This window comes from Paenibacillus sp. ACRRY, from assembly GCF_022346995.1.
In the GTDB taxonomy this organism is placed as follows: Bacteria; Bacillota; Bacilli; order Paenibacillales; family Paenibacillaceae; genus Paenibacillus.
Window position 1 is genome coordinate 1,762,083 of sequence record NZ_JAKRNM010000001.1, and the last position, 19,678, is coordinate 1,781,760.

Consider the following 19,678-nt stretch of genomic DNA (forward strand, 5'->3'; position numbering starts at 1 on the left):
TGCACTTCTTCTTCCTGCGCCACTGAAATCGCTCCATTTCTATGAGATATTATAAGATGAATTCCTAGCAATATTAGCTCTAAACGACTGCTAATTACCGCTACGGCTACGGATCGTTCTTTCGATCGCTGTTGTCCCCAAGTTCCCCTGATTAAATTTATCAAATGTTAAAACTACGGGACAAAGGCGAACGCTGCCGCTTCTACAGAATCGATTCCGTCCCCTGCGCTACTTTCGCTGTAACGTCCAAACCCAATATTAAGCCACTCTAATTCATCTTATTCGGTTGTGTTGTATTACTGATTGGCGGCTACGGGCTCGGTGAGCAGGTTGCCACGGATATAAAAAGTCATCGGATCGGTAATTTCCACGTTCACAAAAGTACCAATCAATTCTTTGGGTCCTTCGAAATGCACCAGCTTATTACTGCGTGTACGTCCTGCAAGGACGTTGGAATTCCGCTTGCTCTCGCCCTCGACGAGCACTTCAACGATCTTGCCACGCTGCTGTTCATTGCTTCTGTGGCTGTATTCATTGATAGTTTCGTTCAGGCGTTTCAAGCGTTCCTTCTTCACTTCCATCGGCACGTTATCCTCCATCACCGCAGCAGGCGTACCTTCGCGAGGGGAGTAGATAAATGTATAGGCAAAATCATACCCTACTTCGCGCACCAGTGACAATGTATCTTCGAACTGCTCATCTGTCTCACCTGGGAAACCAACGATAATGTCCGTAGTCAGAACAACATTCGGGATGGCAGTCTTAATCTTATCCGCCAGCTGAAGATAGTGTTCACGGCTATACTTACGGCTCATTCGTTTCAGCACATCTGTACTGCCAGACTGTACTGGGAGGTGGATGTGTTCCACCAGGTTTCCACCCTTGGCAAGCACCTCAATCAGTCGATCATCGAAATCTCGTGGGTGACTGGTTGTAAACCGTACACGTGGAATGTCGATTTTGCGAATATCGTCCATCAGGTCACCGAAGCTGTATTTCAGATCCGTAAAATCCTTGCCATAAGCATTAACATTCTGTCCAAGCAATGTGATTTCCTTGAATCCCTGCCTTGCCAGCTCACGAACCTCGGCGATTACGTCTTCCGGTCTGCGGCTGCGTTCTTTGCCCCGCGTAAACGGAACGATGCAATATGTACAGAATTTGTCACAGCCATACATGATATTCACCCAGCCGCGCATGCCTTCACGCTTCTTCGGCAGGTTCTCGATAATGTCGCCTTCCTTGGACCATACCTCAACAACCATTTCCTTGCTGAAGAGTGCTTCCTGAATCAGATGCGGCAGCCGGTGAACGTTATGCGTACCAAAGATCATATCCACAAAGCCGTGCTTTTGCATGATCCGGTTCACGACGCCTTCTTCCTGGGACATGCACCCGCATACGCCGAGAAGCAGTCCTGGACGCTCCGTCTTCAGCGTTTTGAGGTGACCCAGCTCACCAAACACCTTATCTTCCGCATTTTCCCGGATGGCACATGTGTTCAGCAATATAATATCCGCCTCTTTGCGGTCCTCGGTTGCCTGATAACCCATGGATTCCAGAAGTCCCTTAATGGTCTCGGAATCATGCTCGTTCATCTGACAGCCGTACGTATATACGATATAGTGTTTGCCTTTACCAATCGTTTTCAGTTCGTCCGGTACTGCATTCTCATAAAGCACCTGAACGTCTTCCTTGCCCCGTTGTTTCTCCTGACGATGATTAGGCTCCGACTTGATGTTGATCTCACGGCCCCGAATTCGAATCTTTTTGCTGAATTCATCTTGCGAAATTACTTTGGCATCGGAGAAATCAAAATACTGGGAGTAATCCTTTTTTGAGTCTTTAGCCATTTCCTTCGGTCACTCCTTACAGCCTCTATTAATAAAAGTTTCAAGTTCTTAAGACGACACGCTGCATCAGGCATTTGTATATTCGTTCGATATGAGCAGCAACCGCTTCAAAAAGTCACTATCTCATATTTCCAAATTCGTTATCTCTCTTGGATTCTTATCGATTACGTGAATATGCACCAAAAGAGCATTACATCAAATTATAACATGAACTGGGCTGTAATTCCACATTCTAAGCCGCCATACATTTAACAATCCTAGCATACAAACTCTGCCTCATAAGTGACGCAAAATACACAAAAACCCGAGCACAACCTCTTCGCTGTGTTAAAACAGCTTCCCAGGATGTACTCAGGTTTTTTAAGTTGTTCCAACCGAGGAAAACTCGGTTGAATGATGGTTCATTTGATTAGTCGATGATTTCAGCAGTGTCGCCGTTACGCGCGCCAGCAGCGTTAGCTTCATCTGTGTCAATATGCATGTCCAATGCGAAAGAGTCAGATACACGAGCCAGTACATTTTCAAGTACCAGACCACGATCTCCGCCAAGGCGAACTTTCAGCATTTGTTTGTCCTCGATACCCCATTTAGCAGCATCGGAGGTGTGGAAGTGGATATGACGGGCAGCAACGATTACACCTTTATCGATCGTAACTTCACCAGCTGGTCCTTTGATTGTGATGCCTGGTGTACCTTCAATGCTTCCGGACTCGCGAACAGGAGCCTTAACGCCAATGGCGAAAGAGTCTGTCATAGAGATTTCCAGTTGTGTCTCAGGACGCACAGGTCCAAGGATACGCACTTTATCAAACTGTCCTTTGGAACCGATGACTGCTACTGTTTCGTTCGCAGCATATTGACCAGGTTGGGACAGAGGTTTAAACTCAGTCAATTCGTAGCCTTTACCAAACAAAATTTCAACGTGCTCTTGGGATACATGAATGTGACGGGCAGATACGCCCACAGGTACTGTTTTACTCATCGTGAATTTCACTCCTTGTTTATCTGTGGCCTACGATTAGGCTCTTAACAATCCAATGGTATTATACCCCTTTTTGACTTGAAATGAAAACGAACTGGTGAAAATTCATGAAATACACTTATTTCACAATCAATAATATCCTTATTTTGTAAAACAATCTGTGTTGGATGCAGTGCTCTCGCGAATGCAATTGGTGTTTATTACAAATTCCCTTCAGGCAGATGTTTCCCAAGATAACTCATGGCGTTATCCCACAGCCAACCGCGTACCAGCTTTTCGTCGTAATGTTGAAGAAGCGTTTCAATCAGCCTCGGATATTGGCCCGTGTGTTCAAGACCTTGAATGTAAGTGGGTATTCCATCAAAGTCCGAGCCCATCATTAGGTGCTGCTCCCCGCCAAGCGAACAGATCTGTTCAATATGAGGCAGCAAATGTTCGATTTTGACCTCGCCCTCCTGCTTCACAAACCAGGGAACAAACGTCAGCCCAATTCGCCCTTCCCTTGCAATGATAGCCCGGATCTGGTCATCCTTCAGATTACGTACATTCGGACAAACCGTATAGCTGTTGGAATGGGAAGCAATAAACGGACGCTCGCTCAGCTCAGCCAGCTCCCAGAACCCCTTCTCCGTGAGATGTGACACATCCAGCAGCATGCCAATCCGATTACACAGGCGGACCAATTCCCTGCCTCTCTCGGTCAATCCGGCTCCGCGCTTCTCCATCACACCATCAGCTGCCCAATTGGCATAATTCCAGGTGAGCCCTACTATCCGTACTCCCATTTGGTAACAAAGCTCTAGATAAAACAGGTTCCCCTCAAGTCCGTCTACACCTTCCAGCGTCAACAGACCCCAAGGATTAGCCGTTTGACCGACCTCACCAACCTGTTCCCGCCATAATAATCTGTTTACGCCCCCAAGCCGATCAGGGCTCTTCTCCACACGGGTGCGATATACTTCAAGTTGACCAACGACGTGTTCAAACTTGCCCCTGCCGAGCACTTCAGGCAAGTAAATGGCAAATGCCTGCAGACCCACATTCCCTTGTTCCATCCGCTCCAGATTAACATCCAGTGCACCATCTTCGAATGACAACGCAGACTGCATCAACATTTTGCTAAGCGCATCACAGTGAAAATCGGCTACTTGCCACTTGGTCATGATTAACCCTCCCTATGTAATCCCTATTCTTTTTAAACTTATAGACAGAATGCAAAAAAACCTGTCTACTCTGTAAACAGGTTCAATGCATCATCACATGTATTATCTGGGCTCCACAATCAGCTTAATGGCCGTTCGATCCTCACCGTCTATCACAATGTCTGTAAAAGCTGGAATACAAATCAAGTCAACTCCGCTTGGTGCTACAAATCCCCGGGCTATCGCTACCGCTTTAATGGCTTGGTTCAGTGCTCCCGCTCCAATGGCCTGCAGTTCAGCATTTCCACGTTCACGAAGAACTCCTGCAAGTGCGCCGGCTACGGAATTGGGATTGGACTTTGCTGAAACTTTTAATACTTCCATGGTAAGTACCTCCCTGGGAATGTTGAATGTTTGTTTCCACTTACTAGATGTTATTCGCGGGAGGTAAAAAAATTCCTTCTTTTTAGACGGGTTTCCTTACAAAATGGGACAATACCCCTATTCCATGCGCCACTCGTCTTCCATCAGTCGGATTTTTTCAATTTTGGTTGCTGCACCTGTGGACTCGTCAATTTCAACAAATACACCGTGGAAATGCCACTTGCCGTCATCAACTACAAAGCGTACTGGCAACTGGGTGTAAAATTTTCGCAGTACCGCTTCGCGCTCCATACCGAGGATTCCATCACGCGGCCCGACCATACCCGCATCCGTCAAGTATGCTGTCCCTCCAGGTAGAATACGGTCATCATTACTTTGTACATGTGTATGTGTACCTACGACCAGTGACGCACGCCCATCCAGATGCCAGCCCATGGCAATTTTCTCCGAAGTGGCCTCGGCATGCATATCGACCAGAATGCATTTGTGATCTCGGCGCAGCTCATCCACAATCTCATCCGCAACGCGAAATGGGCAATCAAGTGCGGGCAAAAACGTACGACCCTGCAAATTCACGATCGCCAGCTCCTTGCCTTCCCCTTTGACCACCGTGTACCCTCTGCCTGGTGTTCCTGGTGGAAAGTTGGCAGGTCGGATCATGCGTGGTTCGTCATCTATAAAATCAAAAATGTCCTTATTGTCCCAAGTATGGTTGCCAAGCGTAATCCCGTGCACACCCCAGTTGAAAAACTCATTGGCAATAGCCCCCGTGATTCCACGGCCCGCTGCTGCATTTTCTCCATTCACAATAACCACATGTGGTTTATATTTCGTCTTCAGATACGGCAAGTTCTCCTTCAAAGCCTTACGTCCTACATTACCCACAATATCACCGATGAACAGTACTTTCATTGCATTGCCTCCTTAATTCCCCGCAAGCTTACCTTGGTGTAACCAGTATCAAGTCTTTGCGGCATCCCTAACCCATTAGTTCTTCTTACCAAGCCCATTGATGGGCTTTCAACAGGAAAAGTGGCCCACTACAGCGGCCACTTTTCCGTAAAGCTCTATTTAGCGTATTCAACCGCCCGGGTTTCCCGGATGACGGTGACTTTGATATGACCCGGATAATCGAGTTCATTCTCGATCATCTTCGTGATGTCACGTGCGAGACGGAATGCTTCCGCATCGTCGATTTTCTCAGGCTGTACCATAACGCGAACTTCGCGTCCGGCCTGAATGGCATACGATTTCTCGACACCTTCGAACGATTCCGAAATCTCTTCCAGTTTCTCCAGTCGTTTGATATACGTTTCCAGTGTTTCGCGGCGTGCACCCGGTCTTGCTGCAGACAGTGCATCTGCTGCACCAACCAGCATGGCAATGACCGAAGTTGCTTCGCAATCCCCGTGATGGGACGCGATACTGTTGATTACTACCGGATGTTCCTTGTATTTCTTCGCCAGCTCCACGCCGATTTCAACGTGTGATCCTTCCACTTCGTGATCCAGCGCTTTACCGATGTCATGCAATAGACCTGCACGTCTTGCAAGTGTAACGTCTTCTCCGAGTTCGCCAGCCATCAGTCCAGCCAGATAAGCGACCTCCATTGAATGCTTCAAGACGTTCTGACCGTAACTTGTACGGAACTTCAACCGGCCCAGTATTTTGATCAGATCCGGATGCAGACCATGCACACCCACTTCAAAGGTAGCTTGCTCACCATATTCACGGATGCGCTCGTCCACTTCTTTGCGGGATTTCTCAACCATCTCTTCAATGCGTGCCGGGTGAATGCGTCCGTCAGCCACCAATTTCTCGAGGGCAGTACGGGCAATCTCACGACGGATCGGGTCAAAGCCCGACAGAATAACTGCTTCTGGCGTATCATCGATAATAAGGTCAATCCCCGTAAGGGTTTCAAGCGCACGGATGTTACGTCCTTCACGACCGATAATCCGGCCTTTCATTTCTTCATTAGGCAAGGTTACAACGGATACCGTTGTCTCTGCCACATGGTCAGCTGCACAACGCTGAATGGCAAGGGTAATAATTTCGCGGGATTTCTTGTCCGCCTCTTCCTTCGCCTGCTGTTCAATGTCCTTGATCATTTGAGCCGTCTCATGACGAACTTCCTGTTCTACGTTGGACAGTATGATACTGCGTGCATCTTCCATGGTGAGGTTGGATATACGCTCCAGCTCCGTCACCTGATTTTTGTAGATCATTTCGATCTGCTGCTGTGTCTCATCAATACGTTTCTCTTTGTTGGCCACTTGCTCTTCTTTACGTTCGAGTGATTCCATCTTTTTATCCAGCGACTCTTCTTTTTGCAACAATCGTCTTTCTTGTCGTTGAATTTCATTCCGACGTTCACGAGTGTCTTTTTCAGCTTCGGCCCGAATGCGATGAATTTCATCCTTCGCTTCCAGCACCGTCTCTTTCTTCTGTGCTTCTGCCTCTTTCTTCGCGTTCTCAACGATCTGTACGGCAGCTTGTTCCGCACTGGAGATTTTAGCCTCTGCAAGAGATTTGCGAATAAAATATCCGACTCCGAACCCAATAACGAGCGCGGCCACAACGAGAACGATCGTGATTGCAATGTCCATACTGTTCACCTCCTCGTTGGTTCCTCCAAGGCACTCCTTGGGTCAATTTGCTGTTTTCAAACTTACATATGTTTGGGAATAACGATACCTACGGCGATCCCCCGCCGATTTTCATTTCAAGTGTACATGTTACCACGTACTATTCGCTGCCTTCAGCGAATCCATAATCATGAAGGGTAAATCCTAAGAAACCGAAACCGCTTTTTTGGAAGGAAAAAGGGTTGTCCATTTCTTACAGACTCATGTCCATTTTAGTATTTGACGAAAGAAATTGTCAAGAGAATGCAGCACACTGTGTAGTCTCTGTTAATCCCATGGTAACAACTCGTCATCTTCAGAATCTTCGACTTCATCTTCTTCAATTAAACAATTCACAACTTTACGTACCATATCCATAGGAAAACCGCGTCGCATCAAGAAGGGAAGCGTTTTGCGTTTCTTCTCCGTAACGTCCCCTTTGACTTGGTTCCACTTCTTTCGCCCTGCGGTCAAAGCTGTCTCAAACTCCACATCCGCATCCACGCCTTCAAGCGCTTCAACAATGAGCTCATTGGCAATGCCCTTTTGACGCAGCTCTTGCCTTATCCACAGTTTTCCCTTCCTCTGGCCTGTCATACGCTGCCTTGTCCATTCCTTCGCAAACCCTTCATCGTCCACCAGCTTCTCCTGCTCAAGTCGATCCAGCACTTCTTCAATTAACGGTACGGCGAACTCTTTCTGACGAAGTCGCTGGCTTAATTCATGCCTTGTACGCTGTTTGTGCTCTAAGTAACGCAATGCCTGCACATAGGTCTGCTGCCGCTCATCCGCTACTATGATCTCTTCGAGATCTTTCTTCACAAATGTGTTGCCCCGAGTCATTCGATATTTGATCATTACATCTTCCAGAACAGTTATCGAGTACAAACCGAACGTGATCCGGTACCGGGCCTGCCTGCTTTTTGTTCGCTCTACCCGTGTAATCGTAAGTTCTTCGTTATCCGGAAATTGGGAGATCCCCTCCAGTTCTGCTGTTTCGTACAAATCATCATCATGTTGATCCATTCAGGTCTCTCCCTCCTTTTTGTTCAACTCTGTATCTTTCTAATTATGAAGTACCTATCTTCTTAAAGAAAACTGCAGACCAAAATGCAAAAAGCCGGGAATCCAACCCGGCACCAGCTCACTCAATAAATGTGCTAACAGCCCCTGTCCAATGGACAGGAGCTGTTAGACAGCGCGCGAGAACACGCGCCGTCTCCCCTAGCAGGATCGGATCAATTTCATCCTCCCCAATCCGAGAAGTCCAGTAAGAACCTTCTGGAGCCTCCCAGCAAGGAAGAATTACTCGTTAATCTCAAACAATTCTTGTTCTTCTGCTTCTTCTTTTTGTTGATCTTCGCTCGTAGGAGCAGGAACTACCGTCGTCAGATTGCTCGCTTCACGAATTTTTTGCTCGATCACTTGAGCGATCTCTTTATGCTCTTTCATAAACTGCTTCGCATTTTCACGACCTTGACCCAGACGTTCGCCTTCGTAAGAATACCAAGCACCACTTTTATTAACGATGTCGAGTTCTGTACCAATATCAATGATACTGCCCTCTCTGGAGATACCTTCACCATACATGATATCTACTTCTGCTTGTTTGAACGGTGGTGCAACTTTATTTTTGACAACCTTCACACGAGTACGGTTCCCGATGATGTCATTACCTGATTTAATACTCTCAATACGGCGAACATCCAAACGAACCGTAGAGTAGAATTTCAGGGCACGTCCACCAGGTGTTGTCTCAGGGTTACCAAACATTACGCCAACTTTTTCACGAAGCTGGTTGATAAAGATGGCAATGGTTTTGGATTTGCTGATTGCACCAGACAATTTACGCAACGCCTGAGACATCAGACGTGCTTGCAAACCAACGTGGGAATCCCCCATTTCGCCTTCGATCTCAGCTTTTGGTACCAAGGCAGCAACAGAGTCAACAACGATAATGTCAACAGCACCACTGCGCACAAGTGCTTCAGCAATTTCCAACGCTTGTTCACCCGTATCCGGTTGGGACAAAAGCAATTCATCAATGTTAACACCTAGTTTACTTGCATACGTTGGATCAAGAGCATGCTCGGCATCGATAAATGCAGCTTGTCCACCGACTTTTTGTACTTCAGCGATCGCATGCAATGCTACAGTTGTTTTACCTGAAGATTCAGGTCCATATATTTCAACAATCCGGCCTTTTGGCAAGCCGCCTGTTCCAAGTGCTATATCCAGAGCCAAGGATCCGCTGGGTATGATTTCCACTTGCATGTGAGTTGACTCACCCAGTTTCATGATAGATCCTTTACCAAATTGCTTCTCTATTTGACGGAGCGCCATATCAAGCGCGGCACGACGGTCTGACAATATGCTCACACCCTTTACTGTTTATAAGATAATGATACCTTGTTTTAACACGTTTGCCAAGCTTTTTTTCGAACATACATTCGTTTTTTTTTGTGAAGGCCGAGGCGCCTCTTCCTGGGCAAAACTTGCAATGAAACAGAAAAAAGAACCGCAAACAAGGCAAAACGCCTAATTCTACGGTTCTTCCGTCTGCTTAGATTATATCTGATAATCCCTGTAAAAGCAATTAAAGGTATACCTAGTCCATAGCGACAAGTTTGCGCCATAAGCGGTACAGAATAGCCTTGGTCGAACGGATGCGGACCGTCTCCCGATTACCGTTGATACGCAATTCGTGAATCTCCGTCTCTTTCCCCCGCTCAGCCAGAGCGATAAAAACCAGACCTGGTGGCTTACGCTCAGAGTATCCTGGACCTGCTACCCCTGTAACGGCCAAACCAAAATCCGAATCACCTATCATGCGTACCTGCTCAGCCAATACTTTAGCAACTTCAGGGCTAACAGCCCCGGGAGCATCTTCACCCTCCAGATAGTCATGGGGAACATTCAGCAGCTTTTCCTTTATCTCGTTGGAATAACATACAATTCCGCCTTTGAGCATGGAAGCACTGCCAGGAACCGAAGTCAGACTCTGCATGACAAGCCCTCCTGTGCAGCTCTCAGCCGCGCTCAGGGTCAGACCCATATCAGCCATCATTGTTACAATTGTATACTCTATAGGCACATCCTCGTTCGCGTAGAGGTGTTCAGGCAACCGTTCCCGAATCAGTACCTCCATGGCATCCAGCTTCTGCTTGGCCTCATTCTCACTCGGCGCCTTGGTGGACACCCGTACCGTTACTTCTCCCTCACTTGCATAAGGTGCAATCGTAGGGTCGGTTTGGCTATCAATCAGGTCAAGCAGACGGTCTTCCAATGCCGACTCACCGATTCCGGCAAATTTCAGCATTTTCGAATAAATTGGCATTTCTTTCGTAAGAACATGTTGGAACAACCAAGGTTTGACCTCCTGCTCAAACATGGGAATCAGTTCTTTCGGTGGCCCAGGCATGACAATATAATGCTTCCCGTTATCCGAAATGGCATTACCCGCGGCAAGGCCCGTTTCATTAGCGAGCGGGGTTCCTCCTTCAACCACGATGGCTTGACGCCGGTTATTCTCCGTCATCTCCACATTGCGATCCCTGAAGAAGCTTTCGATTTTATCCATTGCCATCCGATCAATATGTAGGCTGCGTCCCAACACTGCTGCTATGGCATCCTTGGTTAGATCATCCTGCGTAGGTCCGATACCGCCTGAGAACAAAATGACATCAGCTCGTCCTTGAGCAATTTGAATGGCTTCACTGAGACGATTCAGATTGTCCCCTACCACAGTTTGAAAATAAACGTCAATCCCGATAGCAGCCAATTCACGGGATAAATATCTGGCATTCGTATTTACGATCTGCCCGAGCAGCAACTCTGTTCCGACTGCGATAATTTCTGCCTTCATTCAGCATCCTCCTGTACACAATGTGAGTGATCAAAGGGCAATAGGATGTTTTCCTATTGCCCTTTGCGCAAGCTGTCCTTCATAAATTACCCGTTTTACCTTAAACTTTTACGCTTTTGATAAATTAAGCAAATTTTTGTTTTTGATGAAATAATCAATGCCAGACCAAATCGTAATGATCGCTGCAGCCCAAACAGCTATAACATCAACATGTATCCCAGTATAAGAGAACGGGAAGTTGTTAAGCAGAAGCAAAACGATGGCTACGATCTGTATTACGGTTTTCAGCTTGCCCCAGCTGCTGGCCGCGACAACCGATCCATCCAGCAGAGCAATTTGGCGAAGGCCGGTCACTGCAAACTCCCGGCTGATAATGACAACAGCAATCCATGAGTCCAGCTTACCCATCTCAACAAGTGAAATGAGCACTGCAGTCACTAACAGCTTGTCAGCCAGCGGGTCGAGAAGCTTGCCCAAATTAGTGACCATATTGTTTTTTCGTGCCAGGTATCCATCAATTCCATCCGTACTGGCTGCAATGATGAAGATAATGGCAGCGATCAGCTGATTATACGGAAGCGAAAGACTTCCGATCTGCATAGGCTCCGGATAAAATGGAAAGTCCACGAGCAGAAACACCATTAAAAAAGGGATTAAGCAAATTCGTGCAAGCGTAATCCGGTTGGGTAAATTCACAAGACGCCCTCCCTCTTATCCTCCAATACTCCAAACAATCATCTTAATCCCATATCCATCATCCGGAAGGTGAACATGTAAAATGCAGTGAGTACACCACTGATCTCATATGTAAAAACGCAAAAATAAAGTCAACCGTTCAAACGCAAAATCGTTTAAAACGTTCCGGCGACCTCCAAAAGATGTACTGCTTTTCACAAAGTCAGCAAAACGATGATGACTGGGCTTTATGCTTGATTGCTAGCAATGCACACTTAGTATAATATACGCCAATTGCAGTGTCAAAACACGTTTTTCACAACAAAAATGGACGTAACAAACTTATTTGAAGTTGGTATATTGCAAATCAAGAGGCAGATTGGCACCATTCAAAAGCTGCATAACCGCTTGCAAATCATTTTTACTCTTACCAGTTACCCGGAGCTGGTCCCCTTGAATCTGGCTCTTCACTTTCATTTTGGAATCACGAATCAGAATATTGATCTTTTTCGCGATATCCTGATCAATCCCCTGTTTAAAACTCAAACGCTGGCGTACTGTCCCGGATGAAGCTGGCTCCACTTTGCCATAGTCAATGTTCTTGAGCGGCAAATTCCGCTTGGCCATTTTCGATTGAAGTACATCAATGACAGCCTTAAGTTTGGTCTCATCGTCGGATACAATTGTCAATGCATCCTTGTCCAGTTTCAAGCTGCTTTTGCTGCCTTTAAAATCGTAACGTGTGCTGATTTCCTTTTCCGTCTGTGTAACAGCATTCGTTAATTCCTGCAAGTCCATTTTGGACACGATGTCGAACGAATTCTCTGAGCTCAATCTGGTCACCCTTTCAATTAATCATTTGTTCTGTGTAACATTATAGAGGATTCGCCCCGGAAAAGTCTAATTTTGAAGGGTAAACAAACGAAAAAGCATTTTCAGCCACCGCTTTTGCAGTAACCAAAAATGCTTTAACATACAGCAATCTAATATCGGCTGCGGTTGGGCTGTCTGAACATGTCGAGCACACCAAGAATGACGTGCGCAAGTCCGAAGCCCAAAATTCCGTAACCCCAAGCGCTTGGAGTCAAATAATAACCCAGGAGGCTGACAATGATTCCTAAACCTGTGACGATCCAGCTGACTGTCATAGCCATCCACCTCGCTTTACCGAAAGTTAACTGCAAGTGAAGACAAACTTATTGTCCCCCGCAGTTAATGCCCTTATTCGCCGCCTGTGGCAGAGCCTTCGGTTCCTGCATCGGCTCCTTCGACAGAGCTCGTATTCGTTCCGGTAGACGTGCCTGTGCTTTCATCTCCCAACTGGAGACGAATCCGGTTGGTGGCCTTCCCGTCCGTTACGACTTGACCACCAACTTCAATGGTCGTAGCTGCGGCATAACCAGACTTAATATACAAGCCGGCACTATCCAGATCAAAAGACAAACTGTCTCCATCGGCTGTCATACCAAATTGCAGTTTTTCTCCGCTTGAATTTTCACCTTTATACACTTCCAGCCAGCTCTGACCTGAAGCATTGATGGTAACCTTAACCGGCTGACCTGTACTCCCGTTTACTTTGAAATTCGTAATATTACCCGATTTACCATCTTCAGCAACCGTTACAGTTCCAGCATTATCAGCAGGCTCTTGATCTTCAGTGTCATCCGGGGTTTGTTCGTCCGTTTGACCTTCGGTACCCTCACCATTAACGTCGGTACCACCACCATTGCCGCCTGCTTCCCCTTCTCCCTGACCGGTTTCTTGTCCTGCAGACTCGTTATCCGGTGGAGTGGACGCTTGACCGTTGTCCTTCGTCTCATCAGGTTGATCATTCGGCGTTTGCTGACTATCTGTAATTTTGGTTTGATCGACGCCTTGTGTATCTGCATCATCTCTGTTCATGACCACATACACGTACAGTAAGGCAACAATCAGAATCGGAAATGTCCACATTAACGCTACAGACATCCATCGATTGCTGCGCTCTACAGGTCGACTCGAGCGTTTCTGAATTACGGGCTCCATCGTTGCTTCCGTTTCCTCTGCCGGTACATCTTTCTTGTGTCCCTCCAGCAGCTCATCAGGGTTTAGTCCCACCGTTTCCGCATAGGTTTTAATGAAAGCTCGCACATAGAAGCTGCCAGGAAGCACCTTATAGTCCCCAGCCTCTATTGCTTCCAAGTACCTCTTGCGAATTTTAGTCATTTCCTGTACATCATCGAGACTCATCCCTTTTTGCAGCCGGGCCTCTCTTAACTGCTGACCCAGTTCAGACATGCCATCTCCTCCTTATGTTTATCTTTTTCTCTTGGGTTGTTGATTATCTATTCCATGATTCCGTACGGAGCATTACAGTTCGTCGGTGTAACTGGCCGTAAACGTATCATAAATAATTTCCTCATTCGGATTGTTGCGAAGTTCAATAATGATATCAAAATCATTGTAGTCATATTCTGATTCCTGCACAAAAATATCAGGATGCTCAATGACCTTGGTACTCGGCATCGTCATAATATCCTGCAACAGATTATAATGCCGTTCACTGGAACGAATTGTACTTACAATACCATCAATGATGAAGACATTGTTTGGGTTCATTTCGTCCTCGGAGAGTTGGCTCCTTATGGTTTGACGAAGCAAAGTAGACGAAACAAACGTCCATCGTTTCATCGCACAGACGCTACCGGCGATAATGGATTCCGTTTTTCCGACACGAGGCATGCCACGAAGGCCAATTACCTGATTACCTTCCCTTTTAAATACTTCACCCAAAAAGTCCACGAGTAACCCAAGTTCATCCCGCGTGAAACGAAAAGTTTTGCGATCGTCCGAGTCGCGGTCAATGTACCGGCCATGACGGACAGCCAAGATGTCGACCAATTTGGGTTGGCGCAGAGCAGAAACCGTGATGCTGTTCACCTTTGCAAGCATCTCACCCAGCAAACGAATCTTCTCGTCGTCATCGGATTCGAGCAACATGCCTCTTGTTTTGCCTTCAACACCATTAATGGTCAATATATTTACTTCAAGCATCCCCAGCATGGAGGCAATGTCCCCCAACAAACCGGGTCTGTTCTTATGTATTTTATATTCCATATACCATTGTTTAGATTCCATTTAAACACCCCGTAATGCAATATTCCACATTGTTCGACAGCAGCAGATCGTGTCCGAAGGACACCGAACTGAGACATCTTCTAAAAATGGGTCACGTTAATGATATATAAAAAGAAAATGAATTACAAGAACAGGTCTGTAATCATTAGAGAAAAGCCCCCTTGCGGGAGCTTTCCATCGGTGAAGCTTATGCGTTTTGTTTGGCCAATTTGACCATCAGGCGCGCAATCGTACGACGCTCTTCGGCATCGCCGACATCCCATATTTCCTTCAATGCTCGGTTGGAATGGTTCGCTGGATCCACTTTCTCATCCAGAAAGTCACCAATCTCATACGCAAGTTTGTTGATGGTATCTTCACTCATCCCCATCTTCTCAGCTTGCTGTACGCGATCACCCAAGAACTTTTTCCATGTGTCAAAACTGCTGAGCACCGTTTTTTCTGTTGACATGATAAATCCTCCTTAGCTGTCGCATGAGATTTAAAATCAACAGTTGTAATATGTGCCTATCGAGCAATTAATATTCAGGATAAATCATCCAGCGAGCCGTGCGTCTTCAAATAGCCATACTTCAAGTAAGCCAGCCTCCATTTGGGCTAATGATCTGGCCGTTAATATAACCGGATTCCGGTAGCGCAAGAAAATAAACAAGTGAGGAAATTTCATCGGGTTGAGCAAGCCTCCCGGCTGGAATTTCCTCCTCCAGCATTTTCAGTTCATCCTGATCCAGATGATTCAGCATGGAGGTTTGAACAGCTCCAGGGGCAACTGCATTTACAGTAACACCGGAAGGTGCAAGCTCTTTCGCAAGAGCTTTTGTAAAGGCATTTACGCCCCCTTTTGTGGTGGAATACAGCACCTCACAAGATGCGCCTGATAATCCCCAGATGGAGGATACATTAATGATTCGTCCGTAACGCTGTGAAATCATGTGAGGCATCATGATTTGAGTACACATAAATGTGCCTTTCAAATTAATGGCCATCACTTCATCCCATATTTCTTCCGTGACGTCGGACAACAACCCATAATGAGATATGCCTGCGTTATTTACCAGAATGTCAGGCATTAATCCATGGGACTCCAATTTTTCACGCATACGCTCAATCTGTTCTCGGCTGCGGAGATCTGCGGACACTGTCATGACTTTGCCGCTGCCCTTTTCCATGCACCTTCTCGCCGCTTCATTGGCTGCCTCATGGGATTTCATATAGTGAATAACCACGTTCATACCGACCATTGCAAATCGTTCTGCAATAGCCGCTCCTATACCTCCGCTTGCTCCAGTAACCAGTACTGTCATGTCTCCAATCGGCTTCATTTGTCCGGTTCCCCTCTCCATATTACGGACTCACGACAAGCGATACAGCCAGTTGTTCCCAGCGAATATGCTCTTCCAGTCTGCGATTTACTTCTTCCAGTGTGATTGATTCATATATCGGAATCATGTTGAAAAAATCACCACCACGGAACTGCTCACGTGTAAATTCATGTGCTATGTTCTCCGGTGAATTAAGCATGCGCAAATATCCCCCGATTTTCTTTTTGCGTGCACGCTCAAAGTCCGAAGCTTCGAATCCTTTTTTAACAATAGCATCAACCTCTTCCCGTATGCGGGCCAGCAATAGATCCGGGTCTTTAGTATCACCACCAACGACAGAGAATGCATACTGCGGTGAACTAATGTATTCATGTCCGAAGCTATCCGAGATGAGATCTTCATCATACAGTTTTTGAAATAGGGCAGTACTAGCGCCGAACAGAAGATCCAACATTAATTTGGTCGTCATATCGCGTCGCAGCAAGTCTTCCCCCGAGAATCCAACATCCGTTTCCTTAAAGCCAAACAGACACTTGGGCAATGATACCGCGAGCCGTGCTTCTTTCCTGTCCTCCACGACTCCGGCAGGCTCCTGTTCAAATATCCGTTTGATTTCACCTTGGGGTTCGTAGTTTTTCTCCGCCTGGTTCGAACGAACCATATCCATGACTTCTTGAGGTTCTACCCCACCTACAACAAACAAAAGCATGTTGCTTGGATGATAAAACGTATTGTAACACGAGTACAGCGTTTCTTTGGTTATCGTGCCGATTGATTCTACCGTTCCTGCAATGTCGATATGGACTGGGTGTTTTTGGTACATCGCTTCGATCAATCCAAAATACACACGCCAGTCCGGATTATCGGCATACATATTAATTTCTTGTGCAATAATGCCTTTTTCCTTGTCCACATTCTGGTCAGTAAAATAAGGATTTTGCACAAAGTTGACTAATGTTTGTATATTTTCATTCACATGTTCTGTCGCAGAAAACAAATAAACGGTCTGGTCGAAACTCGTAAATGCATTGGCAGATGCCCCGTTGGACGCAAAAGTTGCAAAAATATCTCCTGTCGGCTCCTCAAACATTTTATGTTCCAGAAAATGAGCAATACCGTCGGGAACCTGTACTTCATCCTGACCTTTCACCTGAAAATGATTGTCTACAGAGCCATATTTGGTTGCAAACGTGGCAAAAGTTTTTTGGAATCCGGGTTTAGGCAATACATAGACATGAAGCCCATTATCCATGACTTCGTAATACAGCGTTTCCTGCAAATGATCGTAATGTATGCTCTCCACCAGTTATTCCCCCTTCTCATCCCGCAAGAAGTAGATCGTGTCCAGACGGAATTGCTCTGCCGCCTCACGAACGTTTTCTTTGCTGATTTGCTCAACCTGAGCGAGCAGCTCGTCAGCGGTCCGCTCCTTGCCCGATAACTGACGATTAAAGTCATACGCAATCATCTCAAAAGCAGAATCCTGCATTTCTTTGAGCAAATTACGGATCATCGCTTTGGTCTGAGACATTTCCAGATCGCTAATATTTCCATTTTTCATTTCATCTAACTGCTGATTGATGATCGTCACGGCTTTTTCATAATTGGGAATTTCAATTCCGGATTGAATCGTTGCGATGCCTTTATGTCCGTCATACCGGGAGGAAGCATAGTACGCCAGACTTTCCTTTTCACGAACATTAACAAACAATTTGGAATGTGGATATCCTCCAAGAATTCCGTTGTACATTAATGCTGCTGCATATTGCGGGTCGCCATACGTAATGGACGTGCGAAGTCCCATATTCAGTTTGCCTTGGTTAACATTTAGTCGTTCAACGACCGTCTCCACTTCTTTGTCACCGCGAACGGCCTGGTTTGTCACGTAGTTCGAGGAGTGGGTACGATTAACATCAAAGTGTTTTTGAACTAGACTCTCCACTTCTTCGAGCGTCGTGTCACCTACGACATAGAGATCCATGCTTGCCTGCTGCAGTAACGTCTGATAAGCGGTCGTAAGTACATCCGGTTCGATTGCCGGCAGATCCTGACGTTTCCCTAACGGATGCAAGCGATACGGTTCATTTTTACACATTTCCTCGATACTGCGTTCTGCCGCATAACGCATTTTATCATTAACAACAGACTCCAACTGCTTGCGGACGGTCTCACGTTCTGAATGCACATAGGCCTTTCTGAAATGCCCATCTTCCATAGCCGGCCGAGTAAGTACCTCTCCCAAAAACGCAAAGGAACGATCCAAAAGCTGTTCATCCCCGCCTACAAAGGAATCATTAATCGTGTCCATCCGGAATTGCACAATCTGATAGTCTCCACGCTTGTATACGTCAAAACCAAAACCAGCTCCATACAAATGCTCCAACTGTTCACGAAACTCCGTTGTTTCAGGATAGGACTGGGTTCCACGACGAAGCACAAATGGCGTCAGCGCTACTTTGGTGACCGTTTCTTCTTGCAGCGGGACTCCTGCATACAACGAGATGGCAAAAGTCTTGAAACGTTTAGTGGGCAATACATGGATACGAAACTCCTTTTGGCTGCCCCGTTCAAATCCTGATGTATTCAAATGTCAAAACCCCTTTACGGCGTCATTTGTTATGCAATATCTCGGTAACTCTCAAGTGCAACAACCATTTTAACCCATGCAAAAGGCAAGAAGCAACCGAAGACACGTCTTCTGGTTGCTTCCAACATCATCACATACAAAAGATATGCTGACCGATTGTTTTCACCTGAGGACGGGTCCAGATCCACTTGGAAGTAGCCGTCTTGGGATTAAAGTAATACAGGCAGCCGCCAGATGGGTCCCAGCCATTCATTGCCTGCTCAACCGCTTTACGGGCCTGCGCATTGGGTTCCAGATAGATCTGCCCGTCAGCTACAGCGGTAAATGCACCAGGCTGGAAAATGACGCCGGATGGTGTATTTGGAAAACTCGGTGATTTCACGCGGTTCAGTATGACTGCCGCTACAGCAACCTGACCTTCAAAGGGTTCTCCCCTGGATTCGCCATATACCGCATTGGCCATAATCTTAATTTCATTCTCGGATAAGCCCATGGAATTAGCGGATCCCATGTTGTCCTGCTCTTTGTTTGCATTGCCGGTTTTGTCCTCACCCTGGCCTGACGATTCTTTGTGCAGTGGCGGCTCGGTCGGAGACCATTGTTTAGTTGCGTTGTACAACCTCAGTTTAGTTTTAGCGCCAACCACACCATCTGCCTTCATGCCGAATTCAGATTGAAACCACTTTACGGATTTCAGCGTGCTGCTGCCAAAGTTACTATCGATTTTACCATTGTAAAAACCTAAGTACTTCAGTCTGCCTTGGAGCTCGTATACATCCTGCCCATAACTTCCATATTGTACGGTGTTACTGCTGAAGGTGGGCAGCGTCTTCTCTTCCACCTGGGAAGTATTCGGTTTGGATTCTTGGGTTGCCGAATGGTCAGGGAGCAAATAACGAATTCCCAATGCAGACATCAGCAAGATCGCAGTGAAAAGCCATATGTTCATTTTTCGCATCGACTGTGCTCTACCTTTCTCTTGTGGGATTAACAGAATCGCTAACGTTATTATGACAAGCCTGCTTGCTTCCTATGCACCAAATCACCCGATCATTGGACAACATGGCAAAACTTCAACGACCATAAAAAACAAAAAAAGCCCCCAACTTATTGTTGGGGGCATG

General features: G+C 46.4%; 19 protein-coding genes. All 19 read right to left on the reverse strand.

Annotated features, from left to right (window positions below; translation table 11 throughout):
- Positions 1-296: 296 nt before the first annotated feature.
- Complete coding sequence (gene miaB, locus MH144_RS07525) at positions 297-1,853, reverse strand: tRNA (N6-isopentenyl adenosine(37)-C2)-methylthiotransferase MiaB (protein ID WP_239298865.1); 1,557 nt, start codon at positions 1,851-1,853, stop codon at positions 297-299.
- A gap of 409 nt (positions 1,854-2,262) precedes the next feature.
- A complete protein-coding gene (gene pduL / locus MH144_RS07530; protein WP_017689107.1) occupies positions 2,263-2,835 on the reverse strand; it encodes a phosphate propanoyltransferase in 573 nt (190 codons plus the stop codon).
- A gap of 200 nt (positions 2,836-3,035) precedes the next feature.
- On the reverse strand, positions 3,036-3,998 hold the full coding sequence (locus MH144_RS07535) for a dipeptidase (protein ID WP_239298867.1): 963 nt from the start codon (positions 3,996-3,998) through the stop codon (positions 3,036-3,038).
- A gap of 102 nt (positions 3,999-4,100) precedes the next feature.
- Entirely contained in the window at positions 4,101-4,361 is a 261-nt protein-coding gene (locus MH144_RS07540; RefSeq protein ID WP_019005392.1) for a stage V sporulation protein S, read from the reverse strand.
- Between the two features lie 117 nt (positions 4,362-4,478).
- The gene (locus MH144_RS07545) at positions 4,479-5,273 is read right to left on the reverse strand and encodes a TIGR00282 family metallophosphoesterase (RefSeq protein ID WP_095358572.1); all 795 of its coding nucleotides are present in this window, start codon (positions 5,271-5,273) and stop codon (positions 4,479-4,481) included.
- Positions 5,274-5,428: 155 nt separating this feature from the next.
- Complete coding sequence (rny, locus tag MH144_RS07550) at positions 5,429-6,970, reverse strand: ribonuclease Y (RefSeq protein WP_095287693.1); 1,542 nt, start codon at positions 6,968-6,970, stop codon at positions 5,429-5,431.
- A gap of 306 nt (positions 6,971-7,276) precedes the next feature.
- Positions 7,277-8,014 carry a regulatory protein RecX gene (locus MH144_RS07555; protein ID WP_239298869.1) on the reverse strand — a complete coding sequence of 246 codons (738 nt, stop codon included), beginning with the start codon at positions 8,012-8,014 and terminating at the stop codon, positions 7,277-7,279.
- A gap of 279 nt (positions 8,015-8,293) precedes the next feature.
- Positions 8,294-9,358, reverse strand: coding sequence for a recombinase RecA (gene recA / locus MH144_RS07560; RefSeq protein ID WP_095287695.1), 1,065 nt, complete (start codon positions 9,356-9,358; stop codon positions 8,294-8,296).
- A gap of 238 nt (positions 9,359-9,596) precedes the next feature.
- Positions 9,597-10,853: a competence/damage-inducible protein A gene (locus MH144_RS07565; protein ID WP_239298871.1), complete on the reverse strand. Its 1,257-nt coding sequence runs from the start codon at positions 10,851-10,853 to the stop codon at positions 9,597-9,599.
- 108 nt (positions 10,854-10,961) lie between these two features.
- Positions 10,962-11,549 carry a CDP-diacylglycerol--glycerol-3-phosphate 3-phosphatidyltransferase gene (gene pgsA / locus MH144_RS07570; RefSeq protein ID WP_239298873.1) on the reverse strand — a complete coding sequence of 196 codons (588 nt, stop codon included), beginning with the start codon at positions 11,547-11,549 and terminating at the stop codon, positions 10,962-10,964.
- A 321-nt stretch (positions 11,550-11,870) separates the two neighbouring features.
- Entirely contained in the window at positions 11,871-12,362 is a 492-nt protein-coding gene (locus MH144_RS07575) for a YajQ family cyclic di-GMP-binding protein (protein WP_095287698.1), read from the reverse strand.
- A 149-nt stretch (positions 12,363-12,511) separates the two neighbouring features.
- Positions 12,512-12,676, reverse strand: a complete 165-nt coding sequence (locus tag MH144_RS07580) for a hypothetical protein (RefSeq protein WP_164848671.1) — start codon at positions 12,674-12,676, stop codon at positions 12,512-12,514.
- A gap of 73 nt (positions 12,677-12,749) precedes the next feature.
- Positions 12,750-13,805, reverse strand: coding sequence for a helix-turn-helix domain-containing protein (locus tag MH144_RS07585; protein ID WP_239298875.1), 1,056 nt, complete (start codon positions 13,803-13,805; stop codon positions 12,750-12,752).
- Between the two features lie 72 nt (positions 13,806-13,877).
- The gene (locus MH144_RS07590) at positions 13,878-14,645 is read right to left on the reverse strand and encodes a DUF3388 domain-containing protein (RefSeq protein ID WP_095287700.1); all 768 of its coding nucleotides are present in this window, start codon (positions 14,643-14,645) and stop codon (positions 13,878-13,880) included.
- Positions 14,646-14,832: 187 nt separating this feature from the next.
- Positions 14,833-15,096, reverse strand: coding sequence for a DUF3243 domain-containing protein (locus tag MH144_RS07595; RefSeq protein ID WP_095287701.1), 264 nt, complete (start codon positions 15,094-15,096; stop codon positions 14,833-14,835).
- A 121-nt stretch (positions 15,097-15,217) separates the two neighbouring features.
- Positions 15,218-15,967 carry an elongation factor P 5-aminopentanone reductase gene (gene ymfI / locus MH144_RS07600; protein ID WP_431523606.1) on the reverse strand — a complete coding sequence of 250 codons (750 nt, stop codon included), beginning with the start codon at positions 15,965-15,967 and terminating at the stop codon, positions 15,218-15,220.
- A 22-nt stretch (positions 15,968-15,989) separates the two neighbouring features.
- Complete coding sequence (gene yfmH / locus MH144_RS07605; RefSeq protein ID WP_239298879.1) at positions 15,990-17,270, reverse strand: EF-P 5-aminopentanol modification-associated protein YfmH; 1,281 nt, start codon at positions 17,268-17,270, stop codon at positions 15,990-15,992.
- A gap of 3 nt (positions 17,271-17,273) precedes the next feature.
- Complete coding sequence (yfmF, locus tag MH144_RS07610) at positions 17,274-18,554, reverse strand: EF-P 5-aminopentanol modification-associated protein YfmF (RefSeq protein ID WP_239298881.1); 1,281 nt, start codon at positions 18,552-18,554, stop codon at positions 17,274-17,276.
- Positions 18,555-18,684: 130 nt separating this feature from the next.
- Positions 18,685-19,512: a spore cortex-lytic enzyme gene (gene sleB, locus MH144_RS07615; RefSeq protein WP_239298883.1), complete on the reverse strand. Its 828-nt coding sequence runs from the start codon at positions 19,510-19,512 to the stop codon at positions 18,685-18,687.
- Between the last annotated feature and the right edge of the window lie 166 nt (positions 19,513-19,678).